This is a genomic window from Mesorhizobium sp. CA8, assembly GCF_020164955.1.
Taxonomy (GTDB): Bacteria; Pseudomonadota; Alphaproteobacteria; order Rhizobiales; family Rhizobiaceae; genus Mesorhizobium.
Genome location: NZ_JAIUHG010000036.1, coordinates 1 through 17967, shown reverse-complemented (window position 1 = coordinate 17967; position 17967 = coordinate 1). Strand labels below are relative to the sequence as shown.

19 protein-coding genes are annotated in these 17967 nt (G+C 64.5%); 15 read left to right on the top strand and 4 right to left on the bottom strand.

Features of this window, described 5'->3' with window-relative positions; genetic code table 11:
- The first annotated feature begins 2 nt into the window (after nucleotides 1-2).
- The 4 genes from sdhA to LB553_RS27920 all read left to right on the top strand — a co-directional run bounded on the left by sdhA (nucleotide 3) and on the right by LB553_RS27920 (nucleotide 3800).
- Nucleotides 3-1838 carry a succinate dehydrogenase flavoprotein subunit gene (sdhA, locus tag LB553_RS27935; RefSeq protein ID WP_224518039.1) on the top strand — a complete coding sequence of 612 codons (1836 nt, stop codon included), beginning with the start codon at nucleotides 3-5 and terminating at the stop codon, nucleotides 1836-1838.
- Between the two features lie 2 nt (nucleotides 1839-1840).
- Nucleotides 1841-2275, top strand: a complete 435-nt coding sequence (locus LB553_RS27930; RefSeq protein ID WP_224518036.1) for a DUF3052 domain-containing protein — start codon at nucleotides 1841-1843, stop codon at nucleotides 2273-2275.
- Nucleotides 2275-3054, top strand: a complete 780-nt coding sequence (locus LB553_RS27925; RefSeq protein WP_224518034.1) for a succinate dehydrogenase iron-sulfur subunit — start codon at nucleotides 2275-2277, stop codon at nucleotides 3052-3054. The genes LB553_RS27930 and LB553_RS27925 overlap by 1 nt, the downstream gene beginning before the upstream one ends.
- 113 nt (nucleotides 3055-3167) lie before the next feature.
- The gene (locus LB553_RS27920; RefSeq protein WP_224518033.1) at nucleotides 3168-3800 is read left to right on the top strand and encodes a YceH family protein; all 633 of its coding nucleotides are present in this window, start codon (nucleotides 3168-3170) and stop codon (nucleotides 3798-3800) included.
- A 214-nt stretch (nucleotides 3801-4014) separates the two neighbouring features.
- Here the strand turns inward: LB553_RS27920 and LB553_RS27915 are convergent, their stop codons facing one another.
- On the bottom strand, nucleotides 4015-4440 hold the full coding sequence (locus tag LB553_RS27915) for an OsmC family protein (protein ID WP_224518031.1): 426 nt from the start codon (nucleotides 4438-4440) through the stop codon (nucleotides 4015-4017).
- 85 nt (nucleotides 4441-4525) lie between these two features.
- On the opposite strand from LB553_RS27915, the gene LB553_RS27910 reads away from it, so the two are divergent.
- The 3 genes from LB553_RS27910 (at nucleotide 4526) to LB553_RS27900 (ending at nucleotide 5892) form a co-directional block, all read left to right on the top strand.
- Nucleotides 4526-4870: a hypothetical protein gene (locus LB553_RS27910; protein WP_224518028.1), complete on the top strand. Its 345-nt coding sequence runs from the start codon at nucleotides 4526-4528 to the stop codon at nucleotides 4868-4870.
- The gene (locus tag LB553_RS27905; protein WP_224518025.1) at nucleotides 4867-5223 is read left to right on the top strand and encodes a YciI family protein; all 357 of its coding nucleotides are present in this window, start codon (nucleotides 4867-4869) and stop codon (nucleotides 5221-5223) included. The genes LB553_RS27910 and LB553_RS27905 overlap by 4 nt, the downstream gene beginning before the upstream one ends.
- A 138-nt stretch (nucleotides 5224-5361) precedes the next feature.
- Nucleotides 5362-5892, top strand: a complete 531-nt coding sequence (locus tag LB553_RS27900; protein ID WP_224518023.1) for a hypothetical protein — start codon at nucleotides 5362-5364, stop codon at nucleotides 5890-5892.
- 157 nt (nucleotides 5893-6049) lie between these two features.
- Here the strand turns inward: LB553_RS27900 and LB553_RS27895 are convergent, their stop codons facing one another.
- Nucleotides 6050-7327, bottom strand: a complete 1278-nt coding sequence (locus LB553_RS27895; RefSeq protein WP_224518120.1) for a ubiquinone biosynthesis hydroxylase — start codon at nucleotides 7325-7327, stop codon at nucleotides 6050-6052.
- 103 nt (nucleotides 7328-7430) lie between these two features.
- Between LB553_RS27895 and tesB the strand changes: the two genes are divergently transcribed.
- From tesB to xth, 7 genes are all read left to right on the top strand, one after another.
- Complete coding sequence (tesB, locus tag LB553_RS27890; protein WP_224518021.1) at nucleotides 7431-8294, top strand: acyl-CoA thioesterase II; 864 nt, start codon at nucleotides 7431-7433, stop codon at nucleotides 8292-8294.
- Between the two features lie 247 nt (nucleotides 8295-8541).
- Nucleotides 8542-8880 carry a P-II family nitrogen regulator gene (locus LB553_RS27885; protein ID WP_127280023.1) on the top strand — a complete coding sequence of 113 codons (339 nt, stop codon included), beginning with the start codon at nucleotides 8542-8544 and terminating at the stop codon, nucleotides 8878-8880.
- A gap of 49 nt (nucleotides 8881-8929) precedes the next feature.
- Nucleotides 8930-10258, top strand: coding sequence for an ammonium transporter (locus LB553_RS27880; protein WP_412033386.1), 1329 nt, complete (start codon nucleotides 8930-8932; stop codon nucleotides 10256-10258).
- A gap of 313 nt (nucleotides 10259-10571) precedes the next feature.
- Nucleotides 10572-10847, top strand: coding sequence for a hypothetical protein (locus LB553_RS27875; RefSeq protein ID WP_224518019.1), 276 nt, complete (start codon nucleotides 10572-10574; stop codon nucleotides 10845-10847).
- Nucleotides 10848-11056: 209 nt separating this feature from the next.
- The gene (locus tag LB553_RS27870; protein ID WP_224518018.1) at nucleotides 11057-13732 is read left to right on the top strand and encodes a DNA translocase FtsK; all 2676 of its coding nucleotides are present in this window, start codon (nucleotides 11057-11059) and stop codon (nucleotides 13730-13732) included.
- Nucleotides 13733-14017: 285 nt separating this feature from the next.
- Nucleotides 14018-14686 carry an outer membrane lipoprotein carrier protein LolA gene (locus tag LB553_RS27865; protein WP_224518017.1) on the top strand — a complete coding sequence of 223 codons (669 nt, stop codon included), beginning with the start codon at nucleotides 14018-14020 and terminating at the stop codon, nucleotides 14684-14686.
- A gap of 282 nt (nucleotides 14687-14968) precedes the next feature.
- Entirely contained in the window at nucleotides 14969-15775 is an 807-nt protein-coding gene (gene xth, locus LB553_RS27860; RefSeq protein WP_224518016.1) for an exodeoxyribonuclease III, read from the top strand.
- A 34-nt stretch (nucleotides 15776-15809) separates the two neighbouring features.
- Here xth and LB553_RS27855 read toward each other — a convergent pair whose 3' ends face one another.
- On the bottom strand, nucleotides 15810-16265 hold the full coding sequence (locus LB553_RS27855) for a Crp/Fnr family transcriptional regulator (protein WP_224518015.1): 456 nt from the start codon (nucleotides 16263-16265) through the stop codon (nucleotides 15810-15812).
- A 264-nt stretch (nucleotides 16266-16529) separates the two neighbouring features.
- Entirely contained in the window at nucleotides 16530-17213 is a 684-nt protein-coding gene (locus LB553_RS27850) for a response regulator transcription factor (RefSeq protein WP_112128661.1), read from the bottom strand.
- Between the two features lie 84 nt (nucleotides 17214-17297).
- On the opposite strand from LB553_RS27850, the gene LB553_RS27845 reads away from it, so the two are divergent.
- Nucleotides 17298-17894, top strand: a complete 597-nt coding sequence (locus tag LB553_RS27845) for a L,D-transpeptidase family protein (RefSeq protein WP_224518119.1) — start codon at nucleotides 17298-17300, stop codon at nucleotides 17892-17894.
- Nucleotides 17895-17967 lie beyond the last annotated feature (73 nt).

Below are 17967 nucleotides of genomic sequence, written 5' to 3'. Positions count from 1 at the left end.
TCTTGGCCAACGCAAATACAGCCAGCACGGCTTCCGCCTACACTTTCGTCGACCACAAATTCGACGTGGTGATCGTCGGCGCCGGCGGCGCCGGCCTGCGCGCCACGCTCGGCATGGCCGAGCAGGGGCTGCGCACGGCTTGCATCACCAAGGTTTTCCCAACGCGCTCGCACACCGTCGCGGCGCAAGGCGGCATCGCCGCCTCGCTGTCGAACATGGGGCCGGACTCCTGGCAATGGCACATGTACGACACCGTCAAGGGCTCGGACTGGCTGGGCGATGTCGACGCTATGGAATACATGGTGCGCGAGGCGCCGGCCGCCGTCTACGAGCTCGAGCATTATGGCGTGCCGTTCTCGCGCACCGAGGAAGGCAAGATCTATCAGCGGCCGTTCGGCGGCCATATGATGAATTATGGCGACGGTCCGCCGGTGCAGCGCACCTGCGCGGCCGCCGACCGCACCGGCCACGCCATCCTGCATACGCTCTACGGCCAGTCGCTGAAGAACAATGCGCAGTTCTTCATCGAGTATTTCGCGCTCGACCTGATCATGGAGCCGGACGGCACCTGCACCGGCGTGGTGGCCTGGAACCTCGACGATGGCACCATCCACCGCTTCTCGGCCAAGATGGTGGTGCTGGCGACGGGCGGCTATGGCCGCGCCTATTTCTCCGCCACCTCGGCGCATACCTGCACCGGCGACGGCGGCGGCATGGCGGCCAGGGCCGGGCTGCCGCTGCAGGACATGGAGTTCGTGCAGTTCCATCCGACCGGCATTTACGGCGCCGGCTGCCTGATCACCGAAGGCGCGCGCGGCGAAGGCGGCTATCTCGTCAATTCCGAGGGCGAGCGCTTCATGGAGCGCTACGCGCCGTCGGCAAAGGACCTTGCCTCGCGCGACGTGGTCTCGCGCTGCATGACGCTGGAGATCCGCGAGGGTCGCGGCGTCGGCAAGAACAAGGACCACATCTTCCTGCATCTCGACCATCTCGATCCGGCGGTGCTGCATGAAAGGCTGCCGGGCATATCGGAATCGGCCAAGATCTTCGCCGGCGTCGACCTCACCAAGGAGCCGATCCCGGTGCTGCCGACGGTCCACTACAATATGGGCGGCGTGCCGACCAACTACTGGGGCGAGGTGCTCAATCCGACCTTCGACAATCCGGACCGCGTGTCGCCGGGCCTGATGGCGGTCGGCGAGGCCGGCTGCGCATCGGTGCATGGCGCCAACCGGCTTGGCTCGAACTCGCTGATCGACCTCGTCGTGTTCGGCCGCGCGGCGGCCATCCGCGCCGGCCAGGTGATCGACCGCAAGTCGGCGATCCCGTCGCCCAACGAAGCTTCGGTCGAGAAGATCATGGAGCGCTTCGACCGCCTGCGCCACGCCAACGGCTCGACGCCGACGGCTGTGCTCCGGGAGAAGATGCAGCGCGCCATGCAGGAAGACGCCGCGGTGTTCCGCACGCAGGAATCGCTCGAGAACGGCTGCAAGCGCGTTTCGGAACTCTGGGGCGAGCTCAAGGACATCAAGGTCACCGACCGCTCGATGATCTGGAATTCCGACCTCGTCGAGACGCTGGAGCTTGAAAACCTGATGGCCAACGCCATCACCACGGTCTACGGCGCCGAGGCGCGCAAGGAGAGCCGCGGCGCACATGCGCGCGAGGATTTCGACAAGCGCGACGACGCCAACTGGCGCAAGCATACGCTTGCCCATTTGAGCGAGGACGGCAAGGTGACGCTCACCTATCGGCCGGTGCACACCGAGCCGTTGCTGGCGGAAAAGGACGGCGGCATCAGCCTGGCCAAGATCGCGCCGAAGGCGCGGGTGTACTGATCATGGCGCTCGCGGCCACCGGATATTCCGGCACGCCTCTTCCGGCAAAGCTCGGCCTGAAGGACGGCATGGTCGCCGCTTTCATCGCGTTGCCGCCGGAGCTCAATGAACTGACCGAGGCGGTTTCCTTTGCCGGCGTCGACCGACTCGCCGAGTGGTCGGCGATCTCGGGCCGTCAGAAATACGATGCCGTGCACGCCTTCGTCCGGCAGCGCGCCGAGATCGAGGACGGCCTGGCCGGCATCGAGACCGCGATCAAGCGCGACGGCATGGTCTGGGTTTCCTGGCCGAAGAAGGCATCGAAAGTGCCGACCGACGTCACCGAGGGCGTGATCCGCGCCGAGGCGCTGAAGCGCGACCTGGTCGACGTCAAGGTCGCCGCCGTGAACGAAATCTGGTCCGGGCTGAAGCTCGTCATCCGAAAGGACCGCAGGTAATGGTTGAACTCACGCTTCCCAGGAACTCGAAGGTCCAGCAGGGCAAGACCTGGCCAAAGCCGGAAGGCGCGACGAACCTGCGCGAATACCGCGTATACCGCTGGTCGCCGGACGATGACGCAAATCCGCGCATGGACACCTATTTCGTCGACATGGACGATTGCGGGCCGATGGTGCTCGACGCGCTGTTGTGGATCAAGAACAAGATCGATCCGACGCTGACGCTGCGTCGCTCCTGCCGCGAAGGCATTTGCGGCTCCTGCGCCATGAACATCGACGGCTCCAACACGCTGGCCTGCACCAAAGGCGCCGAGGACATTTCCGGCGCGGTGAAGATCTACCCGCTGCCGCATATGCCGGTGATCAAGGACCTAGTGCCCGACCTCACCAATTTCTACGCCCAGCACGCCTCGATCGAGCCGTGGCTGAAGACGGTCTCGCCGACGCCCGCCAAGGAATGGCTGCAGAGCCATGAGGACCGCGAGAAGCTCGACGGGCTCTACGAATGCATCCTGTGCGCCTGCTGCTCGACGTCCTGCCCGAGCTACTGGTGGAACGGCGACCGCTATCTCGGCCCGGCCACGTTGCTGCAGGCCTATCGCTGGCTGATCGACAGCCGCGACGAGGCGACGGGCGAACGGCTCGACAATCTCGAAGACCCGTTCCGGCTCTATCGCTGCCACACCATCATGAATTGCGCGCAGACCTGCCCGAAGGGGCTTAACCCCGCCAAGGCGATCGCCGAGATCAAGAAGATGATGGTGGAGCGGCGCGTTTAGAGTTGGAGGGTTCGCTCGCAACCACGTCGATCGCAGCGTTCCTTCACACCCCCCTCCGGCCTGCCCGACAGAGGGGTGCGCTGTCCCCCCAGCGTCGAAAAGGATAGCCAACGATGAGTGAAGATCTCCCCATCCTGTCCCCCGTCGAAGCGCGTGTGCTGGGTTCCCTGATCGAGAAGAAGGAGCTGACGCCGGACGTCTATCCGCTGACGCTCAACGGCGCGCATCAGGCCGCCAACCAGAAGACGGCGCGTGAGCCGGTGATGGCACTGGAGCTGACGGAGGTCCGGCGGGCCTTGAGCACGCTCGAGCAGAAAGGCCTCGTGCGCCAGGCCTTCGCTTCGCGCGTCGAGCGTTACGAACATCTGATGGCGCAGCGCTTTTCGCTGACCACGCCGCAGATCGCGGTGATCGGGCTGCTGCTGTTGCGCGGCGCGCAGACGGCGCATGAATTGCTCGCCCGTTCGGAACGCATGGCGCGCTTTGCTTCGATCGAGGAGCTGCGCGACAATCTCGACCTCATGATCGGCCGCCGGCCGCCGCTGATCCAGCTGCTCGAACGCGCGCCCGGCCAGCGCGAGGAGCGCTATGTGCATCTCTTGAGCGGCCCGGTGGAGGCGGCTGCGACGGCGGCGCTCTGGCAGCCGGCGGCGACATCTTCGGATTCCGGGCTTGAGGCTCGCGTTAAGGCACTGGAAGAAGAGGTCGCTGCGTTGCGCGCGAAGATCGAGGCGCTGGGCGGCTAGCTCGCTGGAAAGATTGGCGCGAGGCACCCCCCTCTGTCCTGCCGGACGTCTCCCCCTCGAGGGGGGAGATTAGCAGGTCCGGCGCCGGCGCCCTTCTTTCACCGTCGGCGATTGGCGAAAGCCGACGCGACATCTGATCTCCCCCCTTGAGGGGGAGATGCCCAGTAGGGCAGAGGGGGGCGCGAAGGATCACCAGCCTCCGCGGAGAAGCTTCTCACCCCAGCCTTGCATCCAGCGACACTTTGATCGCTCCCAGCGCCTTCGACACCGGGCATTCGGCCTTGGCCTTCTCGGCGAGTTCCTTGAACTTCGCCGCGTCGATGCCCGGCACCTTGCCGACCAGGGTGATGGCGCTGCCGGTGATGCCGGTGCCGGGGACCAGCGTCACCACTGCCTTGGCCTCGAGCTCGGCGGCCGGCGTGCCGTTTTCGGCGAGGAAGTGCGACAGCTGCATGGCGTAGCAGCCCGCATGCGCCGCGGCGATAAGCTCTTCCGGATTGGTGCCGGATTTGCCGCTCTCGTCCTCGAAGCGCGCCTTGAACGAATAGGGCGTGCCCTTCAAGGTGCCGCTCTGCGTGTCGAGCGTGCCTTTGCCCTCTTTCAGATTGCCTTTCCAGACGGCGTTTGCGGTGCGGTCCATGGAGTCCTCCTGCCTTGTCGGGGTTTGTGCCGGCGAGCGCCGACGTTCCCGAAGACTATAGCGCGGGCGGGCCGGAAGACCATCCATGGCCCGGCATGATTGTGCTCGCGCGAGGCGCTCCGAAAATTCTCAAAAAGCGCGTGCAAAAATGTCGACTTACCGCCTGCCCGGCCGTCCTGCGGGCGGCCGCTCCCGGCCGATGGAGGTTAAGATGGACAATCTGTTTCTTGCGATCTGGGGAAAGCCCGAGCGAAATGGGAGGCGACTTGAAGAATTCTGGTTGAATCCGCCGGTGCTCGGCTTCGGCCGGCTGGCGGCGGCCATCGCCATCATCGGCGTCGCGACATGCCTGCTCGACCATGCGGCGACGGCAGGCAAAACCGACACCGTCGCCTCCTATAACGCGTCAACGAAAGGAAGCTCGAAATGAAATATGTCCTGCTGGTCTATGGCGAGGAAAAGGACCTCTACGCGATGACCCCCGAGCGGATGGCCAAGCTCGATGCCGACTCGCTCGGCTATGACCGGGAGCTCGACCGGCAAGGCAAGCTGGTCATCGCGCAGGCGCTGCAGTCGGTGAAGACGTCGAAATCGCTGCGGCGGCGCAATGGCAAGGTGCTGGTGACCGACGGCCCCTTCGCCGAGACCAAGGAGCAACTGCTCGGCTTCGTCATGATCGAGGCCGGCGATCTCGACGAAGCGCTCGACATTGCGGCCAAGATCCCGCTTGCGGAGCTCGGTACGGTAGAGATCAGGGCGATCTACGACGTGCCGGGGTCATAGCCGCCGGTCAGCATGGGCGCCGGTTGAAGCTGTCTCTTGCGGGAAACATCTTCAGGGTTTCTTCACGGACGCAACCGTTGCTTGTTGAAGCGACGCCGCGCTTCTCTTATCGTCGCCGCGATTTCGGGGGAATTCGGCATGCCTTTCCTGATCGCTTTGCTTGGCGTGCTCGGCGCGGCCGCCATTTGGTGGTACCGGCTGAAATATATGAGCGACGCCGCGCGCGAGGTCGCCGATGTCGTCGGGCGCGTCCAGGGCAACATCCGTCGCAAGAAATTGCGCAATCAGGCCGCGCTCTCACCGCTGACGGCGATCGACGATCCGGTGGTGGCGGCGGCGACGCTGATCACCGCGATCGTCGCGGAGCACGGTCCGGTCTTGCCGCAGCGCGAGGCGCTCATTCGCGAGGTGATCGCGCAGATCGCGGACAGCCAGAAGAAGACCGACGAGGCGGTCGTCTACGCCAAATGGGCCGCCGCGCAGATCGACGACACGACGATCGTCATTGACAAGCTGGCGCCGTTCCCGCGCGAGCGCCTCGATCCGCATGAGCGGGACGACCTGCTCAGGATGCTGAACCGCGTCGCGCAAGGCGGCGGGCAGAGCCTTAGGATCGCCGACCAGCGTATGCTGAGGTTGCGGCAGAAGCTGGGGTTCGAGGTGAATTAAGGGTTTGCCGATGTTCAGGTGAGGCCGGCCTGCAATGCCGGCTTCCTGCGCTTCCGGTGCTCACGTACGTTAAGTACGCTCCGCTCCGGTTCTCGGAAGCCACCATTTTCGACTCGGCCTGACCTGAATCTCGACAAACCCTACCGCGTCGCGATCGCTAGATCGCCTCGCCCTTCAGCAGCCTTGGCGTGTCGCCGGACAGGCCCGAGGCCTGGCGGATGAAGAACTCTTTCAGCCTCGGCATGCGCTCGACGAGGCCAAGGCCGAGATCGCGCGCGGCGCGCAGCGGGCCGATGTCGTTGGAGAAGAGACGGTTCAAGACGTCGGTGGTGACGCCCATCTGCAGCGTGTCGAAGCGACGCCATTGCTGATAGCGCTCGAGCACATCAAGGGCGCCGATATCCTGGCCGAGCCGGTCGGCCTCGACCACCACTTCGGCGAGCGCCGCCACGTCCTTGAAGCCGAGGTTGAGGCCTTGGCCGGCGATCGGGTGGATGCCGTGCGCGGCATCGCCGGCGAGCGCGATGCGCGGCGCGACAAAGGCGCGGGCGAGCGTCAGGCCGAGCGGCCAGGCGCGCGGCTTGTCGGCAACGCGGATCTCGCCCAGCTTCAGGCCGAAGCGCTGCTCCAGATCGTGCTCGAAGACGAACTCGTCGCCCTCGACCAGCGCCTTGGCATCTTCCGTTCGCTCCACCCAGACGATCGACGAGCGGTTGGTGCCGTCCTTGTCCGGCTTCAGCGGCAGCGTGGCGAAGGGACCCGCGGGGAGGAAATGCTCCTCGGCGCGGCCGTTGTGCGGGCGCTCATGCGCCACCGTGCAGACGATGCCGGACTGGCCGTATTCCCACTTCACCGTCTTAATGCCGGCCATGTCGCGCAATTTCGAATTGACGCCGTCGGCGGCGACCACCAGCCGCGCCTTCAGCGTCGCGCCGTCGGCCAGATGCACGGTGATGCCGGCGCCATTCGCGTCGAAGGCGTTGACCGCCATGCCTTCGATGATGTCGATGCCAAGCTTTTCGGCGCGCCGGCGCAGCGCGCCGTTGAGGTCGCGGTTGGCGACCATGTGGGCGAAAGGTTCGCCGGGCGCCACCTCGCCGTCGAAGGTCAAAAACACGGGACGCACCGGGTCGGCGGCGCGCGAATCGGTGATGATCATTTCGGTGATCGCCTGCGCTTCCGGCGCAATCTCTTCCCAGACGCCGAGCAGTTGCAGCATGCGGCTGGCGGCGGCGGCAATGGCCGAGGCGCGGCCGTCTTTCTGCCAGACGCCGGCGGGGGCGGCATCGACGATGGCGATGGCGAGCCCCGGCCGCGCCTGCTTCAGCGACACGGCCGCCGTGAGGCCGACATAGCCTGCACCGGCAATGAGCACGTCGAGCGGCGCCTCGCGGCTCCCGTTCGCCTCCGCTCCATTCGGCTTGCGGTCGACCATGGCATCATCCTTTCGCGGCTTCAGCCGGCTGCTGTTTGCGGCCTTGACTGCCTGCGCGTCCTGTCCGAAACCGGCCATGGCACATCCTTGAAGGATTTCAAACATGACCGCGGCCATGGACGAGCTTCTCGACATTCTCGACCTCGAGCAGCTCGAACACAATCTGTATCGTGGTCGCAGCCCCAAGGTCGACTGGCAGCGCGTCTTCGGCGGCCAGACCATCGCCCAGGCGCTGGTCGCCGCACAGCGAACCGTCGAGCCGGAGCGCCACGTGCATTCGCTGCACGGCTACTTCATGCGGCCGGGCGACACCAAGCTGCCGATCGTCTACGAGGTCGACCGCATCCGCGACGGTGGCTCCTTCACCACGCGCCGGGTGGTGGCGATCCAGCATGGGCAGGCGATCTTTTCACTGGAGGCGTCCTTCCAGCAGGATGAGGTCGGGCTCGAGCATCAGCTGCCGATGCCGCGCGACGTGCCGGCGCCCGACACGCTGCTCACCCAGCGCGAGCTGCTCGGCAAATTCGGCGAGGCGGTGCCGGAAGGTATCAGGCGCTACTGGGAGCGCGACCGGCCGATCGAGATGAAGCCGGTGATGCTGAAGCACTATACGAGCCGCGAGAAGCTGGAGCCGCAGCAGAACATCTGGATCCGCACCACCGGCCCGGTGCCGGATGACCGCGCGACACAGGCGGCGGTGCTTGCCTATCTCTCCGACATGACGCTGCTCGATACCTCGACCTTCGCGCACGGCCGCGCCATCTTCGACCGCGACATCCATGCCGCCAGCCTCGACCACGCCATGTGGTTCCACCGCAGCCATTCGCTGGACGACTGGATCCTCTACAATCAGGACAGCCCGTCGACGCAAGGATCGCGCGGCTTCACCCGGGGCTCGCTGTTCGCGCGCGACGGAACGCTGATCGCCTCGGTCGCCCAGGAAGGCCTCATCCGGCTGAAGCGCTGAGCCGGCTTCAATGGTCTGCCTGATAAGCGCGCATTTTTGATTTTCTGCCTACTTTTTATGCAGTGACGCCGACCAGCCTGTGCGCGAATGATGTGCAGCGGTCGCCCATTCTCTTTGTTTACAAGAGGTTAACACCCTGCTTCGGCAACTGGCACGGAGCTTGAATCCTGTCGGGCACTCTCCGGCTCCTCGGGATCGGTGAAGGTGTGCAAACGCGGGGGACCGCAACAGCAAAGGGTGAAACCTTATGAAAATCGTGATGGCAATCATCAAGCCGTTCAAGCTCGACGAGGTGCGCGAAGCGCTCACCGCCGTCGGCATCCAGGGCCTGACCGTCACCGAAGTCAAAGGCTACGGGCGTCAGAAGGGGCATACCGAAATCTATCGCGGCGCGGAATACGCGGTCAGCTTCCTGCCCAAGATCAAGATCGAGGTCGCGGTCGCCGCCGACATGGTCGACAAGGCCGTCGAAGCCATCACTGCGGCCGCCAAGACCGGCCAGATCGGCGACGGCAAGATTTTCGTCTTCGGCATCGACCAGGCAGTGCGCATCCGCACCGGCGAAACAGACACCGACGCGCTCTAAGCGGCGACCATCCATTCCAACGGAGAGTTCAATGAATATTCCTTCCACCTTGAAGACGACGGGACGCGCGGCCGCTTCGCTCGCGCTCGTGGCCATGAGCACCGTCGCCGCCATCGCGCAGGAGGCCGCCCCGGCAGCCACCGCCGCGGCGCCCGCCGCGCCGGCGGCCGCGCTCGACACCGGCAACACCGCCTGGATGCTGACCTCGACGGCGCTGGTGTTGATGATGACCATCCCGGGCCTGGCGCTGTTCTACGGCGGCATGGTGCGCAAGAAGAACGTGCTCGCCACCATCATGCAGAGCTTCGCCATCACCTGCCTGGTGACGGTGCTGTGGTTCATGTTCGGCTATTCGCTCGCCTTCTCCGACGGCGGCGCCACGAACGCTTATCTCGGCGGCTTCTCGAAATTCTTCCATCACGGCATCACCGTCTCGACGCTGTGGGCGCCGGGCGTGGCGAACATTCCTGAATTCGTCTTCTCGATGTTCCAGATGACTTTCGCCATCATCACGCCGGCGCTGATCGCCGGCGCCTTCGCCGAGCGCATGAAGTTCTCGGCGCTCCTGATCTTCATGGGCCTGTGGCTGGTCTTCGTCTATGCGCCGATCGCGCATTGGGTGTGGGGCGGCGGCTTCCTCGGCTCTGCCGGCGTGCTCGACTTCGCCGGCGGCACGGTCGTCCACATCAACGCCGGTGTCGCCGGCCTGGTCTGCGCGCTGGTTCTCGGCAAGCGCGAGGGCTACGGCACGACCAACATGGCGCCGCACAACCTGGTCTATTCGGTGATCGGCGCCTCGCTGCTGTGGGTCGGCTGGTTCGGCTTCAACGCCGGTTCGGAACTGGCGGCCGACGGGCTTGCGGGCGCGGCCATGATGAACACGCAGGTCGCCACCGCCGCCGCGGCGCTGGCCTGGATGTTCGCCGAATGGATCGTCGCCAAGAAGCCTTCGGTGCTCGGCATCATCTCGGGCGCCGTCGCCGGCCTCGTCGCGGTGACGCCGGCTTCGGGCTTCGTCAACCCGACCGGCGCCTTCATCGTCGGCATCATCGCCGGCGTGGTCTGCTACCTGTCGGCGGTCAAGCTCAAGCATGCGTTCGGCTATGACGACTCGCTCGACGCTTTCGGCGTCCACGGCGTCGGCGGCATCGTCGGCGCGCTGCTCACCGGCGCGCTCGCCGATCCGGCGATCAACGCGCTCGGCAAGGACGCCTCGGTCGCCAAGCAGCTCTACGGCATTGCCTTCACCATCCTGTGGACGGCGATCGCCACCTTCGTGATCCTTTACATCGTCAAGGCGCTGGTCGGCCTGCGTCCGTCGACCCAGGAAGAGGTCGAAGGTCTCGACGTCACCCAGCATGGCGAAGTGGTGCCGTAAGGCCGGCTCCGCTCTTTGCTTTGGCGCAATTTTGGACGGGAAACCGTTTGGGATTGCGCCGAGGGCCGGCGGATCCTCCTCCCGCCGGCCCGGAATTCCTCCCAAGATCCCGTCGTGACGCTCTCGAAAAGGGCTCACGCCTTGAGGCCCGGAACATGCTTCCGGGCCTCCTTTTTTGTCGGGCGGCTCGCCAAGCCATTTCGATCACATTCACTTGATCCGTCGGCATGAAACATCGGCCCGGCAGATTCCGTATTGGGATAGCGAGCGTCATCAAGGCGTCCGTCAAAACAATAGGGAAGGAAACCACCTGATGAACATCAAGAACATCGTCCTGGGAGCAATGGCTCTTTCGATGATCAGCGGCGTTGCACTCGCCGGTGCTCTCGATGAGCCGTCCAACATGGCCCCGTTCTTCACCGATTCCAGCATGAAGACCATGAAGCCGGAAGCCGGCTTCAAGGCGGCCTGGGCTTCGACGCCGAAGGACAAGCAGGACATGATGATGAAGGAGTGCCAGGACGCGGCGATGAGCAAGCCTCACGCCGAATTCTGCGCAAACCTGAACATGTATGCAGGCCACAAGTGATCACCGGATGGGTCGGGTCCTGACGGGCCCGATCGCTTAGCCGTTTCAGGCAAAGGGTGGCGGGCCGCGAGGCCTGCCATCTTTGTCGGCGACCAAGGCCGGTAAAGGGCCATGGTTAATGCGGCCTTAACCTTCCCCCCGATAGTCTCACGTTCGAATCTGCCGGAATGCGCCATGCGCCCGGCCAGGCAACGATTACGGGGAAGAGCATGCGTTCAGGCGCCTCAGCACCGCTCGCGCTGACCGATACGGGGCACGGCATCCAGGCTTTCGCGCGGCGGCAGGTCGGGCGGCTGGTCGGCGCCGGGCTGTTCCTGTTCACTGCTTTCGGCATCGCCGCGTTGGCCACATGGAACGTGGCCGATCCGAGCTTCTCGCATGCCACCAGCAACGTCGTCACCAATGCCATGGGCTATGCCGGCGCGGTGTTCTCCGATCTTGCCATGCAGTTCTTCGGCCTCGCCGCCGTCGCGGGGCTGGTGCCGGCGGTGATCTGGGGCTTTCTTTTGTTTTCCGCGCGCGGCGTCGACAAATTGCCGAAGCGCGGCTTCGCCTGGTTCGGTTTCGCATTGCTTGCCGCGGCCATCGCCGGCTGCGTGACGCCGCCCAACACCTGGCCGCTGCCGACCGGCCTCGGCGGCGTCTTCGGCGACATGGTGCTGAAGATCCCGGGCATCGCGGTCGGCGGTTATCCGAAAGGCCTTTTCGCGACGATCATAGCGGTCATCCTCGCCGCGCCCACCTTGTGGCTGTTCGCCTACGGTTCGGCGCTGATCGCACGCAGGAACGGCTTTGCCGTCATGGAGCGCGCCGCCCAACCCGATCCGCGCGAGCAGGACGAGATGCTGTTCGACGAGGATGAGGACGAAGGCGACGAGGGGATACTCGCGCTCGGCGCCGTCACCCATTGGTGGCTGTCGTTCCGCGCCTTCCTGCACCGCCGCGCCGAGCGGCGCAGGCGCGAGCGCGACGAGTTCGAGCCGCCGATGGAGCCCAAGGCCAGCGCCTGGCGGCGCGCTGCAGAGCGGGTGGAATCGGCCGAGTTCGCCGAAAGTAGGATGAGCCCGGGCGGCCGCGCCCGCGTCGAGCCGGAATTCTTCGCCGCCATGGTCAATGACCGCAGCGCGTCGGTCGATCCGGCCGACCAGGATATATTCGACGACGAACAGGGCGAGAACGTCGATCTCGACGATTTCGACGACGAGGCGCCTGTCCAGCGCCGCGGCGCGCCGGCCAAGGTGCGGAACTTCCGCTCGGATGCCGCGACCCGCGTCGAGGCGCCGGCGGCGCGACCGGTGCCGGGCGCCCGCGTCCAGCGCGAGGCGCAGACCTCGCTGATCTGCTCCGACACATTCGAGATGCCGTCGCTGCATTTCCTGTCCGAGCCGAAGAACATCGCCAAGGATCCAAGCCTGTCGAAGGACGCGCTGGAGCAGAACGCACGGCTGCTCGAAGGCGTGCTGGAGGATTTCGGCGTCAAGGGCGAGATCATCCATGTCCGGCCAGGCCCGGTCGTGACGCTCTACGAGCTGGAACCCGCGCCCGGCATCAAATCCTCGCGCGTCATCGGGCTTTCCGACGATATCGCCCGCTCGATGAGCGCGATCGCCTGCCGCGTCGCCGTCGTGCCGGGACGCAACGCCATCGGCATCGAACTGCCCAACGCCAAGCGCGAGACGGTCTATCTCAGGGAGATCATGGCCAGCCGCGATTTCGAGACGACCAAGGCGAAGCTGGCGCTGGCGCTCGGCAAGACGATCAATGGCGAGGCCGTCATCGTCGACATCGCCAAGATGCCGCACGTGCTGGTCGCCGGCACCACCGGCTCGGGCAAATCGGTCGCCATCAACACCATGATCCTGTCCCTGCTCTACCGGCTGACGCCGCAGGAATGCCGGCTGATCATGATCGATCCGAAGATGCTCGAACTCTCGGTCTATGACGGCATCCCGCATCTTCTGACGCCGGTGGTCACCGATCCCAAGAAGGCGGTCGTCGCGCTGAAATGGACCGTGCGCGAGATGGAAGACCGCTACCGCAAGATGTCCAAGGTCGGCGTGCGCAACATTGACGGCTTCAACGCGCGCGTTCAGCAGGCGGAGAAGAAGGGCGAAAAGATCTCGCGCACGGTGCAGACCGGCTTCGACCGCCAGACCGGCGAGGCGATCTACGAGACCGAGGATCTCGATCTCGAGCCGATGCCCTATATCGTGGTCATCATCGACGAGATGGCCGACCTGATGATGGTGGCCGGCAAGGACATCGAAGGGGCGGTGCAGCGCCTGGCGCAGATGGCGCGCGCCGCCGGCATCCATGTCATCATGGCGACGCAGCGCCCGTCGGTCGACGTCATCACCGGCACCATCAAGGCCAATTTCCCGACCCGCATCTCCTTCCAGGTGACGTCGAAGATCGACAGCCGCACCATCCTTGGCGAGCAGGGCGCCGAGCAGCTGCTCGGCATGGGCGACATGCTCTACATGGCAGGCGGCGGCCGCATCCAGCGCGTCCACGGCCCGTTCGTATCCGACGACGAGGTCGAGAAGGTCGTCGGGCATCTGAAGCTGCAGGGCGTGCCGGAATATCTCGACGCCATCACCGAGGACGACGAGGAAGAGGACGAGGACGGCCCGTCGGGCAAGGGCGGTTCCGGCGGCGGTGGCGGCGGCAATTTCGAGGATTCTGACGATCCCTACGACCAGGCGGTGGCGGTGGTGCTGCGCGACGGCAAGGCCTCGACCAGCTACATCCAGCGCCGGCTCGGCATCGGCTATAACCGCGCCGCCTCGATCATCGAGAAGATGGAGAAGGAAGGCATTGTCGGCCCGGCCAACCACGCCGGCAAACGCGAGATTCTGGTGCCGACGGAAGAGGACAAATTCTAGGGCTTATCGATATTCAGGTGAGGCCGGCCTGCAAATGCCGGCTTCCTGCGCTTCCGGTGCTCACGTACGAAAAGTACGCTCCGCTCCGGTTCTCGGAACCCACCATTTTCGACTCGGCCTGACCTGAATCTCGACAAACCCTACCGCGGCGAGACACCGATCCAGGTCAGCAGGCAACCGGAAATCGTCTGGCGCGTTCAATGCGAGCTCTCGTCTACCCGCCAAACTTAGGCCCTAGTGGGGGTCCAGAAGCAGCAGCGACACGAATCACAGGAAGTGACCGGCATGAAGACCCAGATCGAATTCGCCCTCACCCGCCGCCAGGTCCTTGGCCTCGGCCTGATGCTTGGCGGAGCCGCCGCTCTCAACCTCGTGCCGGGCTATCAGCTCGTGGCCGCCGCGCAGGCCGCCGTGCCGCCGGCGGCACAGAAGATCGCCGACCATTTCTCCTCGGTGAAGTCGATGAGCGGCGAGTTCGTCCAATTCGGGCCGAAAGGCGAGCAGACCGGCGGCAAGTTCTTCCTCGAGCGTCCGGGCAAGATCCGCTTCAACTATGACGGCTCCTCGAACTTCCGCGTCATCTCCGACGGCAAGTCGGTAGTGATCCTGAACAAGAAGCTCAACACCTCCGACCTCTACCCGCTGTCGAAGACGCCACTGAAGCTTTTGCTCGACGACCGGATCGATCTCTCCGGCGGGCGCGTCAAGGCCGTCAAGGAAGAGGACGACCTCACCACCATCAAGCTTTCCGACAAGTCGGTCTTCGGCAATGCGACGATCACCATGATGTTCGATCCGAAGACCTACGAGCTGCGCCAGTGGACGATCACCGACGCTCAAGGGAAAGACACGACGGTGATGATCTTCAATGTCAAGGAAGGCGGCAGCTTCCCGGCCGACACTTTCGCGATCGACTACACGGCGAACAGAGAGCTGAATACGAAGACGCGGTAGGGCGGCGCCGTTGGAGTCTTCCCGTCACGCTGGCGCCGCCTCTCATCTGGCTGCCGCCATCTTCTCCCCTTAAACGGCGTAAAACGGGGAGAAGGGACCCCAGTCGTCGTCACCGCTTTCGCCAATCGCCGACGTTGAAACCGCTTCTTTCTGCCCGTTTTGCGCGGGAGCCTGCCCGGCAGGGCAATGAGAGGCAGCGTTGACCTCGAAGATTGCCGCCGAGCTTGTCTTTACCGCGCGCGGCTGGCACTAGATCGGTGATCTCTTGCCGGACCCGCCTGAATGCCCTTCACAATCGCCACCTGGAACATCAACTCCGTGCGCCTGCGCATGCCGATCGTCGAGCGGCTGTTGAAGGAGCACGCGCCCGACGTGCTGTGCCTGCAGGAAACCAAGGTCCCCGACGAGCTCTTCCCGGAAAAAGCGTTCCGCAAGGCGGGCTACGAGCACATCCTGTTCCACGGCCAGAAGGGCTATCACGGCGTCGCCACCGTCGCGCGCCGCCCGATCGAGCTGGTCGAGAAGCGGCGGTTCTGTGAGATCGACGACAGCCGGCATCTGTCGGTCAGGGTGCAGGCGGGCGGCAAGTCGGTGCTGGTGCATAATTTCTACGTGCCGGCCGGCGGCGACGAGCCGGATCCGGAGATCAACCGCAAATTCCGCCACAAGCTCGATTTCGTCTATGAGATGAACTCGGTACCGGCGACTGGGGACGAATCGTCTGCCTCGATCCTGGTCGGCGACCTCAACATCGCGCCGCAGGAGCACGACGTCTGGTCGCACAAGCAGTTGCTCAACGTCGTCAGCCACACGCCGGTCGAGACGACAAATTTCGAGGCGATGCGCAAGGCCGGCGGCTGGGTCGACCTGATGCGGCTCAACGTGCCGGTCGAGCAGAAACTCTACACCTGGTGGAGCTACCGCGCGAAAGATTGGCAGGCGTCGAACCGCGGCCGCCGCCTCGACCATATCTGGTCGTCCCCCAATCTGGTGCCGAGCTTTGCCGGCTACGAGATCCTGCAGGCGGCGCGCGGCTGGGAGAAGCCGTCGGACCATGTGCCGGTGATTGCGAAATTTGAATTGGATTGAGCGCCCTCAATCGGCAGAGGGTCCTACGGCGCTTCTATTCCGAAAACCGCGGCGCCAGTTCCTCGATGCGGGCGATCATCTGCTGGAATTCCTCTAGGATGCGTTCATGCAACAGCATCGCGATCTCCGGATATTCTTCCAGGATTCGGTGGAACATCTTGCGGCTCAATCGGATCACTTCCGAATCGACCGCGGCCGAGGCACTGGTCAGCCGGTTGGTATCGGCGATCAGCGCCAATTCGCTCAGCATGGTGCCCGGGCCTGCCGTACCGATCGGCACGCGTTTGCCGCCTAGCTCCCGATAGAGCGTGATCAAACCGCTGACCACGATATAGGCGGAGTCGGCGACGTCGTCCTCGCGGTAGAGCTTATGGTCGGCCTGGAGCACGGTGGTCTCGGCGCCGAAGGCGAGCAGGCGCAACTGTTCCTGCGTGAAGCCCTGGAAAAGCTTCACGCCGGACAGGATGCGGATGTCGTCATCCAGCGCCATCCTAGCTGTGTCCCCGAGCGGTCAGTCCAGTCCCTCCTTTGGAGCGGCGCGCCCTCCTGGGCTCGCGAGAAAACGCTCCACCGTGCATCGTGCGATGCGTGCAACGAGCCGATCCATCACCCTCCAGCACCAGGATCGTACCCGAAGCGGTCCCGCCCGACCGCTCTATCTCTTTTGGCTCAATTCCGGACGGAAGGCTACGGCGAAGCCGCCAAGCCCAACCGTTTCACACTTTTTCTGGAATTGCTCTAGATCATGAAATGCTTAAGGAACCAGCTTGTAGCCGCCGCTTTCTGTCACAAGAATTTCGGCATTGGAAGGATCGCGCTCGATCTTCTGGCGCAACCGGTAGACATGGGTCTCCAGCGTGTGCGTGGTGACGCCGGAATTGTAGCCCCAGACCTCTTCCAACAGCACATCGCGCGTCACCACCTTCTGATCGGCGCGGTAGAGGTATTTGATGATCGAGGCTTCCTTCTCTGTCAGCCGCACCTTGGCGCCGCGCGGATCAATCAGCAGCTTCTGGCTGGGCTTGAACGTGTAGGGGCCGACCGAGAAGGTCGCGTCCTCGCTCTGCTCGTGCTGGCGAAGCTGGGCGCGGATGCGCGCGAGCAGCACGGCGAAACGGAAAGGTTTGGTCACATAATCATTGGCGCCTGCCTCGAGACCCAGGATCGTGTCGGAATCGGTGTCGTGGCCGGTCAGCATGATGATCGGCGCCTTGTAGCCGCCCTTGCGCAGGATCTTCACCGCCTCGCGGCCATCCATATCGGGCAGGCCGACATCCATGATGAGCAGGTCGACGACGCCGCTGCGCGCCGCGGCAACGCCTTTTGCGGCGGTCGATTCCTGCTGGACGTCGAATTCTTCGTAGAGCGCCAGCTGCTCAACCAGGGTGGCGCGCAAGTCGTCGTCATCATCGACGATCAGGATGGTGCGTGATGTCATGGATCAATCCGTTGTTTTAAAAAGAATATTCAGTTGACCTCCCCCCATTTATGCGGAAGCTCACCGGCGCAACAGCCGATCACAGTGATTTGTTCCGTGACCCAATCATACAAGAAAAAACGTGCGCGCAATGCGGCGGGCGCATTTTTGCCGAAAGGCTTGAGCGTTTTGGTGGTGCGCGCGCGCCCCGGCAACCCCGCGCAAGGCTTCCTCCAAGCCGGCAAAGCGGTGTTTCCCTGCGCGCTGGGGCGCAGCGGCATCTCCGCCAATAAGCATGAAGGGGACGGCGCGACGCCGCTGGCGTCGATGCGCATCCTGTCGGGCTATTTCCGGGGCGATAACTTTGCGGGCGGGCGCAGGACGAGGCTGCCGATGGCGCCGATCGGCCCGGATCTCGGCTGGTGCGAGGTGCCGGACGACCGCAACTACAACCGTCCGGTGAAGATCCCCTATGGCGCGAGCCATGAGCGGATGAAGCGCGACGACCGGCTCTACGATGTCTGCCTGGTGCTCGACTGGAACATCGCGCCGCGCCGGCGCGGGCGCGGCAGCGCGATCTTCTTCCATCTGGCACGGCCGGGCTTCACGCCGACGCAAGGCTGCGTGGCAGTGACGGCGCGGACCATGGCGAGGCTCCTTCCGTTGCTGTCGGACAGGACGGTGGTGAAGGTGATCAGGTAGGGCAGTAGGGCAGTAGGGCAGTAGGGCAGTAGGGCAGTAGGGCAGTAGGGCAGTAGGGCAGTAGGGCAGTAGG